Genomic DNA, 19696 nt, shown 5'->3' on the forward strand with positions numbered 1-19696 from the left:
CATGACCGCCGTTCTCTCCGCCGTGCTCGGCGGCGGTCTGGCGGTCATCGGATCGACGCAGCCGTGGCTCGAAGCGACGCTGCGCGACGGCGCCCACGCCGTGCTCCCCGTGCCCGGTACCGAGGCGTTGCCGCTCGTCACGCCTCTCGGGCTGGCCGCCCTGGCCCTGGGCCTCGCGATCTCCATCGTGGGCACGGTGCTGCGTTACGTGTTCGGCGGCATCGGGGTGCTGATCGGCGTCGCGCTCCTCGCGGAGTCGCTCCGGATCGCCGTCACGGCCCCGCCTGCGGCAGTCGTCGGCGTCGTCGCGGACTCGACCGGGCTCATGGGCGTCGCCGCCGTCGAGACACTCGTCTCATCGATCACGGTGACCGCGTGGCCCTGGATCACCGCCGTCGGCGCGCTCGCGGTCTGCGCCGGGGGAGTGCTGACGCTCGTCAGCGCGCGCTCGTGGCAGAGCACCGCCCGCCGCTACCGCACAGACGCCGTCGCCGAGACGAGCCGACCGCGCGGTTCGCGCCCGCACGACTCCCATGATCCGATCGATTCCTGGGACGACCTGAGCCGTGGGTCCGATCCGACGGCCTGAGCCCCGGTAGACTGTCCGAAGCCCGAGAAATCCCGCGAAGGAGAACAATGAGCAACATCGGCGACCCCGGCCACGGACACTCCCCGGCGGCGTGGACGGCTGTGGTGATCATGCTCGTCGCTTTCGCGCTGGGAACGTTGTTCTTCTGGCTCGACATGCCGGTGCTCGTCTGGGCATCGGTGGGTCTTCTCGTCATCGGTCTCGTCGTCGGCTGGGCGATGTCGAAGGCGGGTTACGGCGCCTACGGCGACAAGTACACCCCGAAAGCGCACTGACGTGCTGGCCGGTCTCACGGCCGGCGCCGTCGAGGACGCCGCGGCCCGTGCGGCCGGACGTCCCCTCGACGTCGTCGAGCGCGAAGCGCTCGCTCAGTCCCCGGCACGCGACGCCCTCGCGGCGCTCGCTCCGGCCGAGCGGGTCAAGATCATCGCCGAGGTCAAGCGGGCGAGCCCGTCGCGCGGTGACCTCGCGGCCATCCCCGACCCGGCGCTGCAGGCTGCGCGCTACGAGCAGGGTGGGGCGTCGGTCATCTCCGTGCTGACCGAGGGCCGCAGGTTCAAGGGCAGCCTCGCCGATCTCGAGGCCGTCCGCGCCGAGGTCTCGGTGCCCGTGCTGCGCAAGGACTTCATCGCCAACGCGTATCAGGTCCTCGAGGCCCGGGCGTCGGGCGCCGACCTCGTGCTGCTCATCGTGGCGGCGCTCGACCAGCCGGTACTCGCCGAACTGCACGAGCTCGTCCTCGAGCTCGGCATGACGCCGCTGGTCGAGACGCATTCGCTCGACGAGGTGCACCGTGCGGCCGACATCGGCGCGCGTCTCATCGGCGTCAACGCCCGTGACCTCTCCACATTCGAGCTCGACCGCGACCTGTTCGGCCGCCTGGCCGAGCACCTGCCCGCAGACGCCGTGAAGATCGCGGAGTCCGCGGTGCTCACCCCCGCGGACGTCGCGCATTACCGTCGCGCGGGCGCTGACGCCGTCCTGATCGGCGAAGCGCTCGTGACGAACGACCCGGTGACGACGCTGCACTCATTCCTGGAGGCCGGCGCATGAGCCTGCGAGACCAGCACGGACCGTTCTTCGGCGACTTCGGCGGGCGTTTCATGCCGGAGTCGCTCATCGCGGCCATCGACGAACTGACCGCCGTGTACGAGTCGGCGATGGCCGACCCCGGCTTCACGGCCGAGCTGACGCGCACGCTCGCCACCTACGCCGGTCGGCCGTCGGCGCTCACCGAGGTCCCGCGCTTCGCGCAGCATGCCGGCGGCGCCCGGGTCTTCCTCAAACGCGAGGACCTCAACCACACCGGATCGCACAAGATCAACAACGTCATCGGCCAAGCGATGCTCACCCAGCGTCTCGGCAAGACGCGCGTGATCGCCGAGACCGGAGCAGGACAGCACGGCGTCGCGACGGCCACGGCCGCCGCGCTGTTCGGCTTCGACTGCACCATCTACATGGGTGAGGTCGACACGGAGCGTCAGGCGCTGAACGTCGCGCGCATGCGCCTGCTGGGCGCCGAGGTGGTGCCGGTCACGACCGGCTCCCGCACGCTGAAGGACGCCATCAACGAGGCGTACCGCGACTGGGTCGCGTCGGTCGAGACGACCAATTACATCTTCGGAACGGCTGCGGGTCCGCACCCGTTCCCCGCGATGGTCCGCGACTTCCAGAAGATCATCTCCGAAGAGGCCCGCGAGCAGCTGCTCGCGGAGACCGGACGCCTGCCCGACGCGGTCGTGGCGTGCGTCGGCGGCGGATCCAATGCGATCGGCATGTTCGACGCATTCCTCGACGACGAAGGCGTCGCGCTCTACGGCGTCGAGGCTGCGGGTGAGGGAGTCGACACCGAGCGCCACGCCGCGTCGATCGAGCGGGGTCGACCCGGGGTGCTGCACGGCGCGAAGACCTTCGTGCTGCAGGACGAGGACGGACAGACCATCGAGTCGCACTCGATCTCGGCGGGCCTGGACTACCCGGGCGTCGGTCCCGAGCACGCCTGGCTCTCCTCGATCGGTCGTGCGTCGTACATCCCGGCGACCGACACCGAGGCGATGGAGGCGCTCCGCCTCCTGAGCCGCACCGAGGGCATCATCCCGGCCATCGAGTCCGCTCACGCCCTCGCGGGCGCGCTGCGGATCGGGCGCGAGCTCGGCCCCGAAGCGATCATCGCCGTCAACCTGTCGGGTCGCGGCGACAAGGACATGGACACCGCCGCGCGCTGGTTCGAGCTGTACGACGCCGACGCCGAGCCGGTGGTTGAGCCCGCGCACGACGACGCCGCCTCCGGCGAAGGGGTGGAACTGTGAGCTCGCGCGTCGCGGCCGCCATCGACGCGGCCCACGCCGAAGGGCGCGGTGCGTTCGTCGGTTACCTGCCGCTGGGGTTCCCCGATCTCGCGGGGAGCATCGACGCCGCCGTCGCGCTGGCGGAGGCGGGCGCCGACGTCCTCGAGCTCGGTCCGCCCTACAGCGACCCGGTGATGGACGGCGTGGTCATCCAGGAGGCCACGCAGACCGCGCTCGCGGCCGGCTTCCGCCTGCGTGACACATTCACCGCGGTGCGGGAGATCGCCGCGCGCGTCGACGTGCCGATCCTCGTCATGACCTACTGGAACCCCGTCCTCCAGTACGGCGTCGACCGCTTCGCCGACGATCTGGCGGCGGCCGGCGGGGCCGGGCTCATCACGCCCGACATCACCCCGGATGCGGCGCCGGACTGGATCGCGGCATCCGACCGCACCGGTCTCGACCGGGTCTTCCTCGCGGCGCCCACCTCGACCGACGAGCGGCTGCGCATGATCGTCGAGGCCTCGACCGGCTTCGTCTACACCGTGTCGACGATGGGCATCACGGGGGAGCGCGCCGAGCTCGACGCCGCCGCCCGCACGCTCGTCGGACGTCTCCGCGCCCTCGGCGACGTCCACGCCTGCGTCGGGATCGGCATCTCGACGCCGGACCAGGTCGCGGGCGTCGTCGACTACGCCGACGGCGCGATCGTCGGAACCGCTCTCGTCCGCGCACTTCGCGACGGCGGGCTCGCCGCCCTGGCCGACACCGGTCGAGCGCTGGCTGCGGGCACGGCGCGCGAGCGCGTCTAGACTTTTCCGGTCGCACGACCGCCGAATCCCGAGGGACGATCCGATGATCCACGCCGCACACACGCTCGTCGCGAGCATCCCGAGCCCGTCGGTGAGCTACATCGACCTGGGTCCGCTGCGCATCCACTTCTACGCGCTGTGCATCATCGCGGGCATCATCATCGCGACGCTGATCACGAACCACCGCCTCACGCGGCGCGGCGCCGAGCCGTGGGTCGTCATCGACATCGCGCTCCTCGCCGTGCCTCTCGCGCTGGTCGGTGCGCGGGCGTTCCACGTCCTCACCCACCCCGGTTTCTACTTCGGTCCCGATAAGAACCCCTGGGCCGTGCTGTTCATCTGGGAGGGCGGCATCGCCATCTTCGGCGCCCTGATCGGCGGCGCCGTGGGCGCGTACCTCGGGTGCAAGTGGACGGGCATCCGGTTCTGGAGCTTCGCCGACGCGCTCGCCCCCGGCCTCCTGCTCGCCCAGGCCATGGGCCGTTTCGGCAACTGGTTCAACCAGGAGCTGTTCGGGCTGCCGACGGACCTGCCGTGGGGCCTCGAGATCGACCGCGACAACCCGGCCTTCCCGGCCGGCCTCGCGCCGGACACGCTCTTCCACCCGACCTTCCTGTACGAGGTCGTCTGGAACGGCATCGGCGTGCTCGTGCTGCTGTGGGTGGGGCGCAAGACCTGGGCGCAGTGGGGCAAGCTCTTCGGCCTGTACCTCGTCTGGTACGGCGCGGGCCGGGTCGTCTGGGAGTCGATCCGCATCGACCCCAGCGAGATCTTCTTCGGGCTCCGCACGAACGTCTGGGCGGCGATCCTCGCGATCGCGGTCGGCGTCGCCATCATCGTCGTGCAGTCGCGGCGGCACCTCGGTGACGAGCCGACGCCGTATCAGCCGGGACGCGAGTGGGTCGCTCCGAGCGCGCTACAATCGCAGAGCACCGAAGACTTCGTGGATCTGAGCGCACCCCCGACGCCCGAAGCTCACGCAGACAGCGCCACAAGCGCAGTCACCTCGAAGCAGTAGTTCCCCAGGGCCGACGTCGTCCCGGTTCAGCACCAATGTGAGGACGGTCAGTATGGCCTCGAGCCCTCGACCCCAAAAGTCCGGATTCGGTTCCTTCCCCCCCAAGCAGGGCATGTACAACCCTGCGTTCGAGAAGGATGCCTGTGGTCTGGCGATGGTCGCCACGCTGCGCGGCGAAGCCGGCCACGACATCGTCGAGCTGGCGCTCACCGCGCTGCGCAATCTGGAGCACCGCGGCGCGATCGGCTCCGACGCCGGCACGGGCGACGGTGCGGGCATCCTGACGCAGATGCCCGACGCGTTCCTGCGCGCCGTCGTCGACTTCGACCTGCCCCCGGTCGGCGAGTACGCCGCCGGTATGGCCTTCCTGCCGCGCGACGCCGACGAGCGCCACGCCCTGAAGGCCGCCATCGAGACACTCGCCGGCGCTGAGGGCCTGTCCGTCCTGGGGTGGCGCGAGGTCCCCACCGACGACGACAACCTGGGCAAGCTCGCATTCGCAGCCCGCCCTGCCTTCGAGCAGCTCTTCGTCTCGCGCCCCGCCGTCGGCGACGCCCCCGCGCTGGCGGGCATCGAGCTCGACCGGCGTGTCTACCGACTGCGCAAGCGTGCGCGCCACGAGCACGACGCGTACTTCGTCTCGCTCTCGAGCCGCACCCTCGGCTACAAGGGCATGGTCACCACGCTCCAGCTCGAGCCGTTCTACCCCGACCTGCAGGACGAACGCTTCGCGTCGGAGCTGGCCGTGGTCCACTCGCGCTACTCGACCAACACCTTCCCGTCGTGGCCGCTCGCGCAGCCCCTGCGGATGCTCGCGCACAACGGCGAGATCAACACCGTCAAGGGCAACCGCAACTGGATGCGGGCGCGCCAGTCGCAGCTCGAGTCCGAGCTGCTGGGCGACGTGCGCCCGCTCCTGCCGATCTGCACCGACGGCGCCAGCGACTCCGCATCGTTCGACGAGGTCCTCGAACTGCTCACACTGACGGGGCGCAGCCTCCCGCACGCCGTCATGATGATGGTCCCCGAGGCGTACGAGAAGCAGACCGACATCGACCCCGACCTCCGGGCGTTCTACGACTACCACTCCATCCAGATGGAGCCCTGGGATGGCCCCGCCGCGCTCATCTTCACGGACGGCACGCTCGTCGGTGCGACCCTCGACCGCAACGGTCTTCGACCGGGCAGATGGACCGAGACCACCGACGGGCTCGTCGTGATCGGCAGCGAGACCGGCGTACTCGACTTCGCCCCCGAGCGCATCAAGCGGCGCGGCCGCCTGCAGCCCGGTCGCATGTTCGTCGTCGACACCGCGCAGGGCCGCATCGTCGAGGACGAGGAGATCAAGCGCGAGCTCGCCAGCCTGCATCCGTGGCAGGAGTGGCTCGACGCCGGCCGGGTGCGGCTGAAGGACCTGCCCGAGCGCGAGCACATCGTGCACCCGATCGCCTCGATCACCCGCCGTCAGCGCACCTTCGGCTACACCGAGGAAGAGGTGCGCATCCTGCTGACGCCCATGGGCCAGGTGGGAGCCGAGCCCCTCGGCGCGATGGGCAGCGACACTCCCGTCGCGGTCCTCAGCGAGCGGCCGCGTCTGCTGTTCGACTACTTCACGCAGCAGTTCGCACAGGTCACCAACCCGCCGCTCGACTCCATCCGCGAAGAGGTCGTCACCTCGCTCTCGCTCGGCCTCGGGCCGGAGGCCAACCTGCTCGCCTGGGGCCCGAAGCACACGCGCACCGTGACGCTCGACTTCCCCGTGATCGACAACGACGAGCTCGCCAAGATCCAGCACATCGACACGGCGCTGAAGGGCCGCTCGTCGGTCACCATACGCGGCCTGTACCGTGTCGAGGCCGGTCACAAGGGCATGCAGAAGCGCCTCGCGCAGATGTGCGCCGAAGCCGACCAGGCGATCGAGGACGGCGCGGAGTTCCTCGTTCTGAGCGACCGCGACTCGAACAAGGACCTCGCTCCGATCCCTTCGCTGCTCATGCTCGCGGCCGTCCACCACCACCTCATCCGTCAGCAGACCCGCATGCGGGTCGGTCTGGTCGTCGAGGCCGGAGACGTTCGCGAAGTGCACCACGTCGCGACGCTGCTCGGATACGGCGCCTCGGCCGTCAACCCGTACCTGGCGATGGAGACCGTGGAGTACCTCGTTCGCGCGGGCTACATCACCGGCGTCTCGCCCGAGAAGGCGGTCAAGAACCTGATCTACGCGCTCGGCAAGGGCGTGCTGAAGATCATGTCGAAGATGGGCATCTCCACGGTGTCGTCCTATGCCGGCGCGCAGGTGTTCGAGGCCGTCGGTCTGTCCGACGACTTCGTCTCGAAGTACTTCACGGGCACCGAGACGAAGCTCGGCGGCATCGGCATCGAGGTCATCGCAGCCGAGAACGCCGCACGCCATGCGTACGCCTACCCCGAGGACGCCGCCGTGCGCGCGCACGAGCGGCTCTGGACCGGTGGCGAGTACCAGTGGCGTCGCGATGGCGCCCCCCACCTGTTCAACCCCGACACGGTGTTCCGGCTGCAGCACGCGACCCGCACGCGTCGATACGACATCTTCCGGGAGTACACGAAGCTCGTCGACGACCAGGCTGCCGAGCTCAAGACGCTCCGCGGCATGTTCAAGCTGCGCACGGGCGTCCGCCCGGCCGTGCCCATCGACGAGGTCGAGTCGGTCGCATCCATCGTCAAACGCTTCTCCACGGGCGCCATGAGCTACGGCTCGATCTCGCAGGAGGCGCACGAGACCCTCGCCATTGCGATGAATCGGCTCGGCGCGAAGTCGAACACCGGTGAGGGCGGAGAGGACGTCGAGCGCCTGCTCGACCCCGAGCGTCGCAGCGCCATCAAGCAGGTCGCGTCCGGACGTTTCGGCGTGACGAGCATGTACTTGACGCACGCCGAAGACATCCAGATCAAGCTCGCGCAGGGCGCGAAGCCCGGCGAGGGCGGCCAGCTCCCTCCCGGCAAGGTCTACCCGTGGATCGCGCGCACTCGCGGCGGTACCCCCGGCGTCGGTCTCATCTCGCCGCCTCCGCATCACGACATCTACTCGATCGAGGACCTCAAACAGCTGATCTTCGACCTGAAACGCGCGAACCCCGCCGCGCGGGTGCACGTGAAGCTCGTGAGCCAGTCGGGCATCGGAGCCGTCGCGGCGGGCACCGCCAAGGCGCTCGCGGACGTCATCCTCGTGTCGGGCCACGACGGGGGGACGGGCGCAAGCCCGCTCAACTCCCTCAAGCACGCCGGCACGCCGTGGGAGCTCGGACTCGCCGAGACCCAGCAGACCCTGATGCTCAACGACATGCGCGACCGCGTCGTGGTGCAGGCCGACGGCCAGCTCAAGACCGGCCGCGACGTCGTCATCGCCGCTCTGCTCGGCGCCGAGGAATTCGGCTTCGCGACGACGGCCCTGGTGGTCGAGGGATGCATCATGATGCGCGTCTGCCACCTCGACACCTGCCCCGTCGGCGTCGCGACGCAGAACCCGGTGCTGCGTCAGCGTTTCACCGGGAAGCCGGAGTTCGTCGTCAACTTCATGGAGTTCGTCGCGCAGGAGGTGCGGGAGTACCTCGCCGAGCTCGGTTTCCGGTCGCTCGACGAGGCGATCGGCCGCAACGACGTCCTCGACGTCGACGGCGCGATCGACCATTGGAAGGCCAGCGGCCTCGATCTCGGTCCGATCCTCACCGGCCCCGCGTTCGCCGACGACGCCCCGCGCCGTCACCACCGCGATCAGGACCACGAGCTCGACGAGCACTTCGACGTGCAGCTGATCGAACGGGCGCAGGATGTCGTGGCCCATGGCGGGCGCATCCGGATCGATCTGCCGATCCGCAACACGGAGCGCGCCGTGGGCACGATGCTCGGCAACCGGGTCACCCTCGCGCACGGCGAGAACGGGCTGCCGGCCGACTCCATCGAGGTGAACCTGACCGGCTCGGCCGGCCAGTCGTTCGGCGCGTTCCTTCCCGCGGGCATCACGCTGCGGCTCGAGGGCGACTCCAACGACTACGTCGGCAAGGGGCTCTCGGGCGGTCAGATCGTCGTGCGGCCGCCGCGCGACGCCGTCTTCGACGCATCCGAGAACGTCATCGCCGGCAACGTCATCGGCTACGGCGCGACGCAGGGCACCATGTTCCTGCGGGGCGTCGTGGGGGAGCGGTTCCTCGTCCGGAACTCCGGCGCGACGGCGGTCGTCGAGGGCGTGGGCGACCACGCGCTCGAGTACATGACCGGCGGCTTCGCCGTGATCCTCGGCGCCACGGGCCGCAACCTCGGCGCCGGGATGTCGGGCGGCAACGCCTACGTGTACCGCCTCGACACAGCGAACGTGAACCGCGAAGCCATGGCCACCGGCGAGCTCGTCCTCGGGGAGATGGGGTCCGGCGATGCCGAGATCCTCCGCGATCTGCTCGAGCGCCACGTCGCCGAGACCGAGTCCGAGCTGGCCGTGCGCCTTCTCGACGACTTCGAGAACGAGGTCGCCAACTTCGTCCGTGTGGTGCCGCGCGACTACGCCGCGGTGCTCGAAACCCGACAGACGGCGGCCGCCGAGGGGCTCGACCCCGACGGCGACGAGGTCTGGAGCCGCATCCTGGAGGTGACCCGTGGCTGACCCCAAGGGCTTCCTGAAGACCACGGAGCGAGAGCTCCCCAAGCGTCGTCCCGTGCCCGTCCGCATCATGGATTGGCGCGAGGTGTACGAGCCCGGCGACACCGCCGTCCTCCGCCGGCAGGCGGGTCGCTGCATGGACTGCGGTGTGCCGTTCTGCCACCAGGGCTGCCCGCTGGGGAACCTGATCCCCGAGTGGAACGACCTCACCTGGCGCGGCGAGGGCCGATCGGCCATCGAGCGGCTGCATGCGACGAACAACTTCCCGGAGTTCACCGGTCGGCTGTGCCCGGCACCCTGCGAGAGCTCCTGCGTCCTGGGCATCAATCAGCCGCCGGTGACGATCAAGCAGATCGAGGTCTCGACGATCGACGAGGCCTTCGCCAACGGATGGGTCGAGGCCGAGCCTCCCGGGCGGCTGACCGGCAAGACCGTGGCCGTCGTCGGTTCGGGCCCGGCCGGACTCGCGGCGGCGCAGCAGTTGACGCGCGCCGGGCACACGGTCGCGGTCTACGAGCGCGACGACCGCATCGGCGGTCTGCTGCGGTACGGCATCCCCGACTTCAAGATGGAGAAGCGCCACATCGAGGCTCGTCTGCGTCAGATGCAGGACGAGGGCACGCGCTTCCGTGCCGGCGTCGAGATCGGTAAGGACATCACGTGGGATGCGCTCCGCGCGCGCTACGACGCGGTCGTGGTCGCGACGGGCTCGACGCAGCCGCGCGATCTGGCCATCCCCGGTCGTGACCTCGCGGGTGTGCACTTCGCGATGGAGTACCTCGTGGAGTCGAACAAGGCGGTCGCGGGCGACCAGGTCGCCAACCAGATCCACGCCGAGGGCAAGCACGTTGTCGTCATCGGCGGCGGCGACACGGGCGCCGACTGCATCGGCACCGCGCACCGGCATGGCGCTCTCAGCGTGACCAACCTCGCGATCGGCCAGCAGCCCCCGTCGGACCGGCCGGACAGCCAGCCTTGGCCCATGATGCCGACCGTCTTCGAGATCGCTTCGGCGCACGAGGAGGGCGGTGAGCGCAGCTACCTCGCCTCGACCGTCGAGTTCCTCTCGAACGACGCGGGGGAGGTGCGCGCCCTGCGCGTGGCCGAGACCGAGTTCGTCGACGGCCGTCGTGTCCCCAAGAGCGGGACCGAGCGCGAGATCCCCGCCGACCTCGTCCTCATCGCGATGGGTTTCACCGGCCCCGAGCGCAGCGAGCTCGAGAGCCAGTTGGGTACCGTCTTCACCGATCGTGGCAACCTCGAACGCGCCGACGACTACCAGACGACCACGCCGGGCGTGTTCGTCGCGGGAGACGCCGGACGGGGTCAGTCGCTCATCGTGTGGGCCATCGCGGAGGGCCGCGCCGCGGCCTCGGCCGTCGACCGCTACCTGATGGGCGACACCGACCTCCCCGCGCCGGTGCGTCCGACCGACGTCGCGATCGGGCTCCAGCGGGCATAGGCTGGACCCATCCCCTCCCCACCCGAGACCACCGGAGATTCAGTGAGACGCGCCAAGATCGTCGCCACCCTGGGACCGGCCACAGCCAGCTATGAGATGGTGCGAGCCATCATCGATGCCGGCGTGGACGTGACCCGATTCAACCTCAGCCACGGAGACTATTCGGAGCACGAGGTCCGCTGGGCCAATGTGCGCAAGGCCGCCGACGACGCGGGTCGTCCCGTCGCCATCCTGGTCGACCTTCAGGGTCCGAAGATCCGCCTCGGCAAGTTCGAGAACGGTCCGCACAACCTGGCCGTCGGCGACATCTTCAAGATCACCACCGATGACATCCTCGGCACGAAGGAGATCGTCTCGACGACCTTCAAGGGCCTGCCGGGCGACGTGACGCCGGGTGACTTCCTGCTGATCGACGACGGGAAGGTCCGGGTCGAGGTCGTCTCGGTCGAGGGCTCGGTCGTCACGACGAAGGTCATCGTCGCGGGCCCCGTGTCGAACAACAAGGGCATCAACCTGCCGGGCGTGGCCGTGAGCGTGCCGGCGCTGTCCGACAAGGACGAGGCCGACCTGCGCTGGGGGCTGCAGCAGGGCGCCGACATCATCGCGCTGTCGTTCGTGCGCGACGCCGCCGACGTCGACCGCGTGCACGAGATCATGGCCGAGGAGGGCCGTAAGGTCCCCGTCATCGCGAAGATCGAGAAGCCGCAGGCCGTCGACAACCTCGAGGAGATCATCGACGCCTTCGACGGCATCATGGTCGCGCGTGGAGACCTCGGTGTCGAGCTCCCGCTCGAGGCCGTGCCGATCGTCCAGAAGCGGGCCGTCGAACTCTGCCGCCGCATGGCCAAGCCGGTCATCGTCGCGACGCAGATGCTCGAGTCGATGATCGAGAACCCGGTGCCGACTCGCGCCGAGACGAGCGACGTCGCCAACGCCGTCCTCGACGGTGCCGACGCGGTCATGCTGTCGGGCGAGACGAGCGTGGGCAAGTACCCGGTCGGCGTCGTCGAGACCATGGCCCGCATCGTCGACTCGACCGAGACCCACGGTCTCGACCGCATCGCGCCGCTGACCGCGAAGCCCCGCACGCAGGGTGGCGCGATCACCCTGGCGGCGATGGAGGTCGCGCAGTTCATCGAGGCGAAGTTCCTCTGCATGTTCACGGAGTCGGGCGACACCGCGCGCCGGATGTCGCGCCTGCGTCCCGAGATCCCGATGATCGCCTTCGCGACCGACCCGGCGATCCGTCGCCGCATGACCCTGACGTGGGGCATCCGCTCGAGCCTGGTCGAGGAGGTCGCGCACACCGACCTGATGTACCGCCAGGTCGACGACTTCTTCCTGTCGAACGGTCTTGCCGAGGTCGGCGACAAGGTCGTCGTCATCTCCGGTTCCCCTCCCGGGATCCAGGGGTCGACGAACGACATCCGCATCCACAAGATCGGTGACGCCGTCCACGGGCGCGCCCCGATCTACCAGGCGATCCAGTAGCCGACGAGTCACGCTGGACCGTCGAAGGGCGGATACCTCGCTGAGGGGTATCCGCCCTTCGGGCGTTCGCGGACGGGTTGCGGTCAGCTGTTCAGCAGGAAGAGCACGGCCGCGTACGGCGGCGCAGCGACGAGCGCCAGCTGACCGATCTGGGCGCCGAGGGCTCGGGCGAACCGCCGCCATTGCCGCCGGCCCCGTGGCCAGAACCCGGGGATCACATCGCGCACGCCCCGCATCCCCGAGAACACCGCGGTCGTCCACCCCAGCGCTGCCAGCGGGATGAGGATCGGCCACTGCACGGCGGGCGTGGTCAGTGCGGTGAGCGACCCGAAGACGAATGCGCCGCCCACGCTCAGGATCAGGCAGAAGCGGAAGCGGTTCTCCGATGCCTGATCATAGGCGGGCGCGTGGACGTCGATGCATCGGGTGCCGCACCGGGGACACTCGTCGGCGGCATCGTGCACCCAGAGCGTTTCCCCCGGCTCGGGCGGGCGCGGAGTGAAGACGATGATCGCGGCGCCCTCGGGCCCGCGCGTATCCACGGCGGAGATCATTGGCCCACGGTATCGCCGCAGGGCTCAGGATCTCGTCGTGCCGGTGGTGGGAGTCGAACCCACACGTCCGAAGACAACCGAGTTTGAGTCGGTCGCGTCTGCCATTCCGCCACACCGGCGCACTGGGTTCGACAATACCGCCTCCCGCCGCATCGCCCGACGGAAGCGTCGCCCGAACGCCATACCGTAGGATCGAAAGGTGACAGAGCAAGAAGAGGCCCCCACGTCGGCCGCGCCCGCACCCCGCCGTGTCGTCGTGGCCGAGGACGAGTCGCTGATCCGCCTCGACATCGTCGAGATCCTCCGCGACAACGGTTACGACGTCGTGGGCGAGGCCGGAGACGGCGAGACCGCCGTTCAGCTCGCGACCGAGCTCCGCCCGGACCTCGTCATCATGGACGTCAAAATGCCCGTGCTCGACGGGATCTCGGCCGCTGAGCGGCTCGGCAAGGCCCACATCGCCCCCGTCGTGCTCCTGACGGCGTTCAGCCAGAAGGAGCTCGTCGAACGGGCCACCGAGGCGGGTGCCCTCGCCTACGTCGTGAAGCCGTTCACCCCCAACGACCTCCTGCCCGCGATCGAGATCGCCCTCGCGCGTTACGAGCAGATCATCACGCTCGAGGCCGAGGTCGCCGACATGGTCGAGCGCTTCGAGACCCGCAAGCTCGTCGATCGTGCCAAGGGCCTCCTCAACGAGAAGATGGGCCTGAGCGAGCCCGAGGCGTTCCGCTGGATCCAGAAGGCGTCCATGGACCGCCGGCTGACCATGCAGGACGTCGCCAAGGCGATCATCGAGCAGCTGGCTCCCAAGAAGTAGTCCGGCCCGCGACGTCCGAGGCCCCCTCCCGGTCGATCGGGAGGGGGCCTCGTCGTGTCGAGCCGTGCTCGCGTCAGGATGCCGCCGGGGCGTCCTTGATCATGTTCGTGATGCGGATCGTCGAGCAACGGCGGCCCTGCGCGTCGGACACGACGATCTCGTGGACGGTCATCGAGCGTCCGAGGTGCAGGGGAGTGCAGACGCCCGTGACCACGCCGCTCGTCGCGGAGCGCGTGTGCGTGGCGTTGATGTCGACGCCCACCGCGAGGCGCCCCGGTCCGGCGTGCATGTTTGCGGCCATCGAACCGAGCGACTCGCCCAGCACGACATAGGCGCCGCCGTGGAGCAGCCCGACGGGCTGTGTATTGCCCGCGACGGGCATCGTCGCGACGCAGCGCTCGGTGGTGAACTCGGTGAACTCGATGCCCATCCGCTCGGCCAGCGCACCTTTTCCGCGCCCCTGGGCCCACGCGAGCCCGTCGTCGATGTCGGTGTTCTCGAGCATGCTCCACCCTCGGTCGCAGCGGGTCGTGGTGTCCGCCGTCGTCGTTAGGCTGGACGGGTGACGGACTCCGCAAAGCCTACTCTCCTCGTCGTCGACGGCCACTCGCTGGCCTACCGGGCGTTCTTCGCGCTCCCGGTCGACAACTTCACGACGAAGGACGGCCAGCACACCAACGGCATCTACGGATTCCTGTCGATGTTCGTCAACCTGATCAAGGCCGAGAAGCCGACCCACCTCGCCGTGGCCTTCGACACCTCGCGTCAGTCGTTCCGCACGCGCGAGTACGCCGAGTACAAGGCGAACCGTTCCGAGTCGCCGGCGGAGTTCAAGGGGCAGATCCCCCTCCTGCAGGAGTGCCTCGCCGCCATGAACGTGACGGTGCTCACGAAGGAGGACTTCGAGGCCGACGACATCCTCGCCACCCTCGCGACCGAGGGTGCCGCCGCCGGCTTCGACGTCCTCGTCTGCTCGGGCGACCGCGACACGATCCAGCTCGTCACCGACGACGTGACCCTGCTGTACCCGAGCGTGCAGGGCGTTTCGCAGCTGAAGCGCTACACGCCCGAGACCGTCGTCGAGAAGTACGGACTGCCGCCGCACAACTATCCCGACATCGCCGCTCTCGTAGGCGAGACGAGCGACAACCTCCCCGGCGTCCCCAAGGTGGGGGAGAAGACCGCGGTGAAGTGGTTGACGCAGTGGGGATCGCTCGACGCGCTGCTCGAGAACGCCGACAAGATCGGCGGCGTCGTGGGCGGCAATCTTCGCGAACACCTCGACGATGTGCGGCGCAATCGCACACTGAACCGGCTGCTTCGCGACGTCGAGCTGGGGGTCACGCCCGACGATCTCGCGGTCGGTCCGATCGATGCGGAGGCGGTGCGCGACATCTTCGCGCGGCTCGAGTTCCGCACCCTCCTGCCCCGCGTCTTCGAGGCTGCAGGGGCCGATCCGGCCATGGCCGTCGAAACCGCAGCCCCCGCGGTCCCCGCACCGACGGCAGCCCAGCTGGACGCGCCCGCGCTCGCTGCGTGGGTGACCGGACACGACGGCGATGTCGGTGTCACGGTCGTCGTCGCCGGAGGCTTCCCGCAGCGCATCGGCCTCGCCACCGCGGATGAAGCCGTCGAGGCGACGTGGGACGATGACGTCGCTGTGGCCCTGCGGCCCTGGCTCGAGTCCGACGCCGCGAAGGTGCTGTCCGACGCCAAGGTCCAGGTCAAGGCGCTGCGCCGGGGGGGAGTCCGCCTCGGCGGCCTGGTCTTCGACCCGATCCTCGCGGGCTGGTTGCTGCGTCCGAGCTTCCCCGACAAGACGCTCGCCGACCTCGTGCACCGCTACCTCGACGAGAAGCTGCCCGAGGCCGACCCCACACAGCTCGTCCCCGAGACCGAGGGCGCGACCCCGGGCCAGCTGTCGTGGTTCGCCCTGCGGGTCGCCGAGGCGGTCCGGGCCGAGCTTCCCGCCCCGGTGTCCAGCGTGCTCACCGACATCGAGCTCCCGACGCTCGACACGCTCGCCGACATGGAGCTCGCGGGGGTCGCGGTGTCGCACGAGAAGTTGTCGACGTTCTCCGCCGAGCTCGCTGCGCGAGCCGACGACATCGCGCAGCGCGCCTATGCCACGATCGATCGCGAGGTCAACCTCGGGTCGCCGAAGCAGCTGCAGGAGGTGCTCTTCGAACAGCTCGAGCTGCCGAAGACCCGCAAGACGAAGACCGGCTATTCGACGGACGCGGCGGTGCTCGCCGACCTCCAGGAGTCGAACCCACATCCCTTCCTCGAGCTCCTGCTGCAACATCGCGAGGCGACGAAACTGCGTCAGATCATCGAATCGCTCGACACGGCGATCGCCGCCGACGATCGCATCCACACGACCTACGTCCAGACCGGCAGTCAGACCGGCCGGCTCTCGAGCACCGACCCCAACCTCCAGAACATCCCGATCCGCAACGAGGAAAGCCGGCGGATCCGCGCCGCATTCGAGGTCGGCTCCGGCTACGAGACGCTCCTGACGGCGGACTATTCGCAGATCGAGATGCGCATCATGGCGCATCTGTCCGAGGACCCCGGGCTCATCGAGGCATTCGTGTCGGGCGAGGATCTGCATCGGTTCGTCGGCGCGCGGGTGTTCGGCGTCGACCCCGCCGATGTCACTCCCGCGATGCGCACGAAGGTCAAGGCGATGTCGTACGGCCTCGTCTACGGCCTGTCGGCCTTCGGTCTGTCGAAGCAGCTGCGCATCGAGCAGTCCGAGGCCAAGCAGCTGATGCTCGAGTACTTCGCGCGTTTCGGCGCCGTGCGCGACTATCTCCGCTCGAGCGTCGAACAGGCGCGCATCGACGGCTACACCGAGACCATATTCGGCAGGCGGCGCCCGTTCCCCGACCTCGCGAGCCCCAACCGCGTCCTGCGGGAGAACGCCGAGCGTGCGGCCCTGAACGCCCCGATCCAGGGCAGTGCCGCCGACATCATGAAGGTCGCGCTGTTCCGCATCGACCGGGAGTTTCGCGCCGAGGGCCTGCGCTCGCGCGTGCTGCTCCAGATCCACGATGAGCTCGTGGTCGAGGTGGCGGAGGGCGAGTGGGATGTCGCCGAGCGCATCGTCCGCGAGCGCATGGGCGACGCGGCTGATCTGACGGTTGCCCTCGACGTCCAGATCGGGCGCGGCGGCGACTGGGACGTGGCCGGCCACTGACCCTCGCGCTCCGGGGGTGCGCGGCTAGGCTCGGGGGATGACCGAAACACAGCGCACGCCCACGCCGATCGATCGGATCTCCGACGCGTGGGTCGATACCCTGGCCGAGCTCTCACCCGGGCTCGCGACCTACATCGGCCGGTTCGAGCACAACGCGCGTCTCGACGACTACTCCCCGGAGGGCACCGCCCGCGCCCTCGCCGCGGCGCGCAGCACGTTGGCCGAGCTCGAGGCGGCGGAGCCCGTCGACGATGTCGATGTCGTCACACGGGCCGACCTCGCCGGTGACCTCCGCCTGCAGATCGAGCTCGCGGAGGCCGGCGCGCACCTGCGCGACGTCAACGTGATCGCCTCGCCCGCGCAGGAGATCCGAAACACCTTCGACCTCATGCCCACGGCGACGGTCGACGACTGGGGCGTCATCGCCGCTCGCCTCGGCGCCGTTCCGGCTGCCATCGAGGGTTACATCCGCACGCTGCGGGAAGGCATGGAGCGCGGGGTGGTGCCCGCACGGCGCCAGGTCGTGGAGGTGTCGACCCAGATCGGCCGGTACACCGCCGACACGGGCTTCTTCGCGACGTTCGCCGCCGACGCCGCGCCGGCCGAGGGCGGGCTGCCCGCCTCGGTCGCCCGCGAGCTGGCAGACAACGCCAACGCCGCGCGCGTCGCCTACGACGGGCTCGCATCGTTCTTCACCAGCGAGTTGCTGCCCGAAGCCGGCGAGACCGACGCCGTCGGACGCGAGCTGTACGCGCTGCACTCGCGGCGGTTCCTCGGGGCGACGATCGACCTCGACGAGACCTACGAGTGGGGTCTCCAGGAGCTGGCGCGCATGGTCGCCGAACAGGAGTCCATCGCGAACGAGATCCTCCCGGGCGCCTCCGTCGAGGAGGCCGTCGCCCATCTCGAGAAGGACGAGTCGCGCAAGCTGCATGGCGCCGACGCCCTGCAGCGGTGGATGCAGGAGACCAGCGACCGGGCCGTCGCCGAGCTCGGCCGCACCCACTTCGACATCCCCGAACCCATCCGCACGCTCGAGTGCATGATCGCACCGACGAACGAGGGCGGCATCTACTACACCGGGCCGACCGACGACTTCTCGCGACCCGGCCGGATGTGGTGGTCGGTGCCGGAGGGAGTGGACTCGTTCGATACTTGGCGGGAACTGACCACGGTCTACCACGAGGGGGTTCCCGGCCACCACTTGCAGATCGCGCAGGCCGTCTACAACAGGTCGGAGCTGAACTCGTGGCGCCGTCTGCTCGCCGGTTCCAGCGGTCACGCCGAGGGGTGGGCGCTCTACGCGGAGCGGCTCATGGAGCAGCTCGGCTACCTCGACGATCCGGCCGATCGGCTCGGGATGCTCGACGGGCAGCGGATGCGCGCGGCGCGCGTCGTGCTCGACATCGGCGTCCACCTCGGCAAGCAGCGTCCCGACGGTCAGGGCGCCTGGGATGCCGACTACGCGTTCGAGTTCATGAAGCGCAACGTCAACATGCCGGAGGAGTTCGTCCGCTTCGAGGTCAACCGCTACCTGGGCTGGCCCGGGCAGGCGCCGTCGTACAAGGTCGGGCAGCGCATCTGGGAGCAGATCCGCGACGAGGACGCGGCACGCGCGGGCGACGCGTTCGACGTCAAGGCCTTCCACATGAAGGCCCTGCGCCTGGGCGGCGTCGGCCTCGACACGCTGCGCATGGCCCTCGCCGAGAGCTGAGGGTCGCGACGATGAGCCGGGAATACCCCTCCCGGCTCATCGTTGCATTCATGTGAATGAAAGGTGGCCCCATGACCGCGACATCCGTCCAGTTCGCCCTCGACACGTTCGGGGACGTCACCCGCGGAGCGGACGGCGAACTGCTGTCCGACGCCCAGACGATCCGCAACACGGTCGACCAGGCGGTGCTCGCCGACGAGGTGGGGTTGAGCTTCTTCGGCGTGGGGGAGCACCACCGCCGCGAGTTCGCGGTCTCGAGCCCCGAGATCGTCCTCGCCGCAGCGGCGTCGCGCACCCGGGACATCAGGCTCGGCACCGCGGTCACGGTGCTCTCGAGCGATGACCCCGTGCGCGTCTATGAGCGATTCGCCACGCTCGACGCCGTGTCGAACGGCCGCGCCGAGATCATCCTCGGGCGCGGGTCGTTCACCGAATCGTTCCCGCTGTTCGGCTTCGACCTGGCCGACTACGAGATCCTCTTCGAGGAGCGGCTCGACCTGTTCGGCCGCCTGCGATCGGAGCAGCCGGTGACCTGGCAGGGCAAGACGCGTCCCGAGCTCCGCGACGCCGATGTGTTCCCCAAGACCGAGAACGGCATCCGCGCGTGGGTCGGGGTGGGCGGGTCTCCCGAGTCGGTCCTGCGCACCGCGCATCACGGGTACGGGCTGATGCTCGCCATCATCGGCGGCGGCGCCGCGCGCTTCCGGCCGTACGTCGACCTGTTCCATCGCACGCGCGACGCCATGGGCGCCGAGCGGCTGCCGGTGGGCGTGCACTCGCCGGGCCACGTGGCCGACACCGACGAGCAGGCGTGGGAGGAGGTCTACCCCGCCATGAAGGTCAACCGCGACGCGATCGGCGCCGAGCGCGGATGGCCGCCCTACTCGCGAATGCAGTTCCAGCACGACCTCGGTCCGGACGGGGCGGTCTACGCCGGTTCGCCCGAGACGGTCGCCCGCAAGCTGGCAGAGACCATCCGCACCCTCGGGCTCGACCGGTTCGATCTCAAGTTCTCTCACGGCACCCTCGCCCACGAGCGGATGATGCGGTCGATCGAGCTCTACGGGACCCGTGTGGTGCCTCTCGTGCGCGAGATGCTCGCCGACGCGTGACGTGCTG

The 19696-nt window shown here is 69.5% G+C and carries 15 protein-coding genes and 1 tRNA gene; 13 read left to right on the forward strand and 3 right to left on the reverse strand.

Annotated features, from left to right (window positions below; genetic code table 11):
- Nucleotide 1 precedes the first annotated feature (1 nt).
- From BLT21_RS01035 to pyk, 9 genes are read left to right on the forward strand one after another with little or no spacing between them, the layout of a single operon-like run.
- A complete protein-coding gene (locus BLT21_RS01035) occupies nucleotides 2–589 on the forward strand; it encodes a Trp biosynthesis-associated membrane protein (protein WP_256335869.1) in 588 nt (195 codons plus the stop codon).
- A 47-nt stretch (nucleotides 590–636) separates the two neighbouring features.
- Nucleotides 637–864, forward strand: a complete 228-nt coding sequence (locus BLT21_RS01040) for a DUF6704 family protein (RefSeq protein WP_091497770.1) — start codon at nucleotides 637–639, stop codon at nucleotides 862–864.
- 1 nt (nucleotide 865) lies between these two features.
- A complete protein-coding gene (gene trpC, locus BLT21_RS01045; protein ID WP_091497774.1) occupies nucleotides 866–1642 on the forward strand; it encodes an indole-3-glycerol phosphate synthase TrpC in 777 nt (258 codons plus the stop codon).
- On the forward strand, nucleotides 1639–2898 hold the full coding sequence (gene trpB, locus BLT21_RS01050) for a tryptophan synthase subunit beta (protein WP_091497777.1): 1260 nt from the start codon (nucleotides 1639–1641) through the stop codon (nucleotides 2896–2898). The genes trpC and trpB overlap by 4 nt, the downstream gene beginning before the upstream one ends.
- The gene (gene trpA / locus BLT21_RS01055; protein ID WP_091497780.1) at nucleotides 2895–3689 is read left to right on the forward strand and encodes a tryptophan synthase subunit alpha; all 795 of its coding nucleotides are present in this window, start codon (nucleotides 2895–2897) and stop codon (nucleotides 3687–3689) included. Before trpB ends, trpA begins: the two co-directional genes overlap by 4 nt.
- Nucleotides 3690–3732: 43 nt before the next feature.
- Nucleotides 3733–4707, forward strand: a complete 975-nt coding sequence (gene lgt, locus BLT21_RS01060) for a prolipoprotein diacylglyceryl transferase (protein WP_091497785.1) — start codon at nucleotides 3733–3735, stop codon at nucleotides 4705–4707.
- A 52-nt stretch (nucleotides 4708–4759) separates the two neighbouring features.
- Nucleotides 4760–9340 carry a glutamate synthase large subunit gene (gene gltB, locus BLT21_RS01065; RefSeq protein WP_091497790.1) on the forward strand — a complete coding sequence of 1527 codons (4581 nt, stop codon included), beginning with the start codon at nucleotides 4760–4762 and terminating at the stop codon, nucleotides 9338–9340.
- Entirely contained in the window at nucleotides 9333–10799 is a 1467-nt protein-coding gene (locus BLT21_RS01070; protein ID WP_091497794.1) for a glutamate synthase subunit beta, read from the forward strand. The genes gltB and BLT21_RS01070 overlap by 8 nt, the downstream gene beginning before the upstream one ends.
- A 42-nt stretch (nucleotides 10800–10841) precedes the next feature.
- Complete coding sequence (gene pyk, locus BLT21_RS01075) at nucleotides 10842–12290, forward strand: pyruvate kinase (protein ID WP_091497797.1); 1449 nt, start codon at nucleotides 10842–10844, stop codon at nucleotides 12288–12290.
- A gap of 83 nt (nucleotides 12291–12373) precedes the next feature.
- Here the strand turns inward: pyk and BLT21_RS01080 are convergent, their stop codons facing one another.
- Together BLT21_RS01080 and BLT21_RS01085 are read right to left on the reverse strand one after the other, a co-directional pair.
- On the reverse strand, nucleotides 12374–12844 hold the full coding sequence (locus tag BLT21_RS01080; RefSeq protein WP_091497800.1) for a hypothetical protein: 471 nt from the start codon (nucleotides 12842–12844) through the stop codon (nucleotides 12374–12376).
- A gap of 38 nt (nucleotides 12845–12882) precedes the next feature.
- A tRNA-Leu gene (locus BLT21_RS01085) sits at nucleotides 12883–12963 on the reverse strand.
- Between the two features lie 80 nt (nucleotides 12964–13043).
- On the opposite strand from BLT21_RS01085, the gene BLT21_RS01090 reads away from it, so the two are divergent.
- A complete protein-coding gene (locus tag BLT21_RS01090) occupies nucleotides 13044–13661 on the forward strand; it encodes an ANTAR domain-containing response regulator (RefSeq protein ID WP_023950638.1) in 618 nt (205 codons plus the stop codon).
- A 73-nt stretch (nucleotides 13662–13734) separates the two neighbouring features.
- Here the strand turns inward: BLT21_RS01090 and BLT21_RS01095 are convergent, their stop codons facing one another.
- Entirely contained in the window at nucleotides 13735–14166 is a 432-nt protein-coding gene (locus BLT21_RS01095) for a hotdog fold thioesterase (RefSeq protein ID WP_091497805.1), read from the reverse strand.
- A 57-nt stretch (nucleotides 14167–14223) separates the two neighbouring features.
- On the opposite strand from BLT21_RS01095, the gene polA reads away from it, so the two are divergent.
- The 3 genes from polA to BLT21_RS01110 all read left to right on the forward strand — a co-directional run bounded on the left by polA (nucleotide 14224) and on the right by BLT21_RS01110 (nucleotide 19689).
- Entirely contained in the window at nucleotides 14224–16863 is a 2640-nt protein-coding gene (gene polA, locus BLT21_RS01100; RefSeq protein ID WP_091497809.1) for a DNA polymerase I, read from the forward strand.
- Between the two features lie 37 nt (nucleotides 16864–16900).
- Nucleotides 16901–18577, forward strand: a complete 1677-nt coding sequence (locus tag BLT21_RS01105; protein ID WP_091497813.1) for a DUF885 domain-containing protein — start codon at nucleotides 16901–16903, stop codon at nucleotides 18575–18577.
- 71 nt (nucleotides 18578–18648) lie between these two features.
- Nucleotides 18649–19689, forward strand: coding sequence for an LLM class flavin-dependent oxidoreductase (locus BLT21_RS01110; RefSeq protein ID WP_091497836.1), 1041 nt, complete (start codon nucleotides 18649–18651; stop codon nucleotides 19687–19689).
- Nucleotides 19690–19696: the final 7 nt, after the last annotated feature.

The organism is Microbacterium sp. cf332 (genome assembly GCF_900102175.1).
GTDB lineage: Bacteria > Actinomycetota > Actinomycetes > Actinomycetales > Microbacteriaceae > Microbacterium.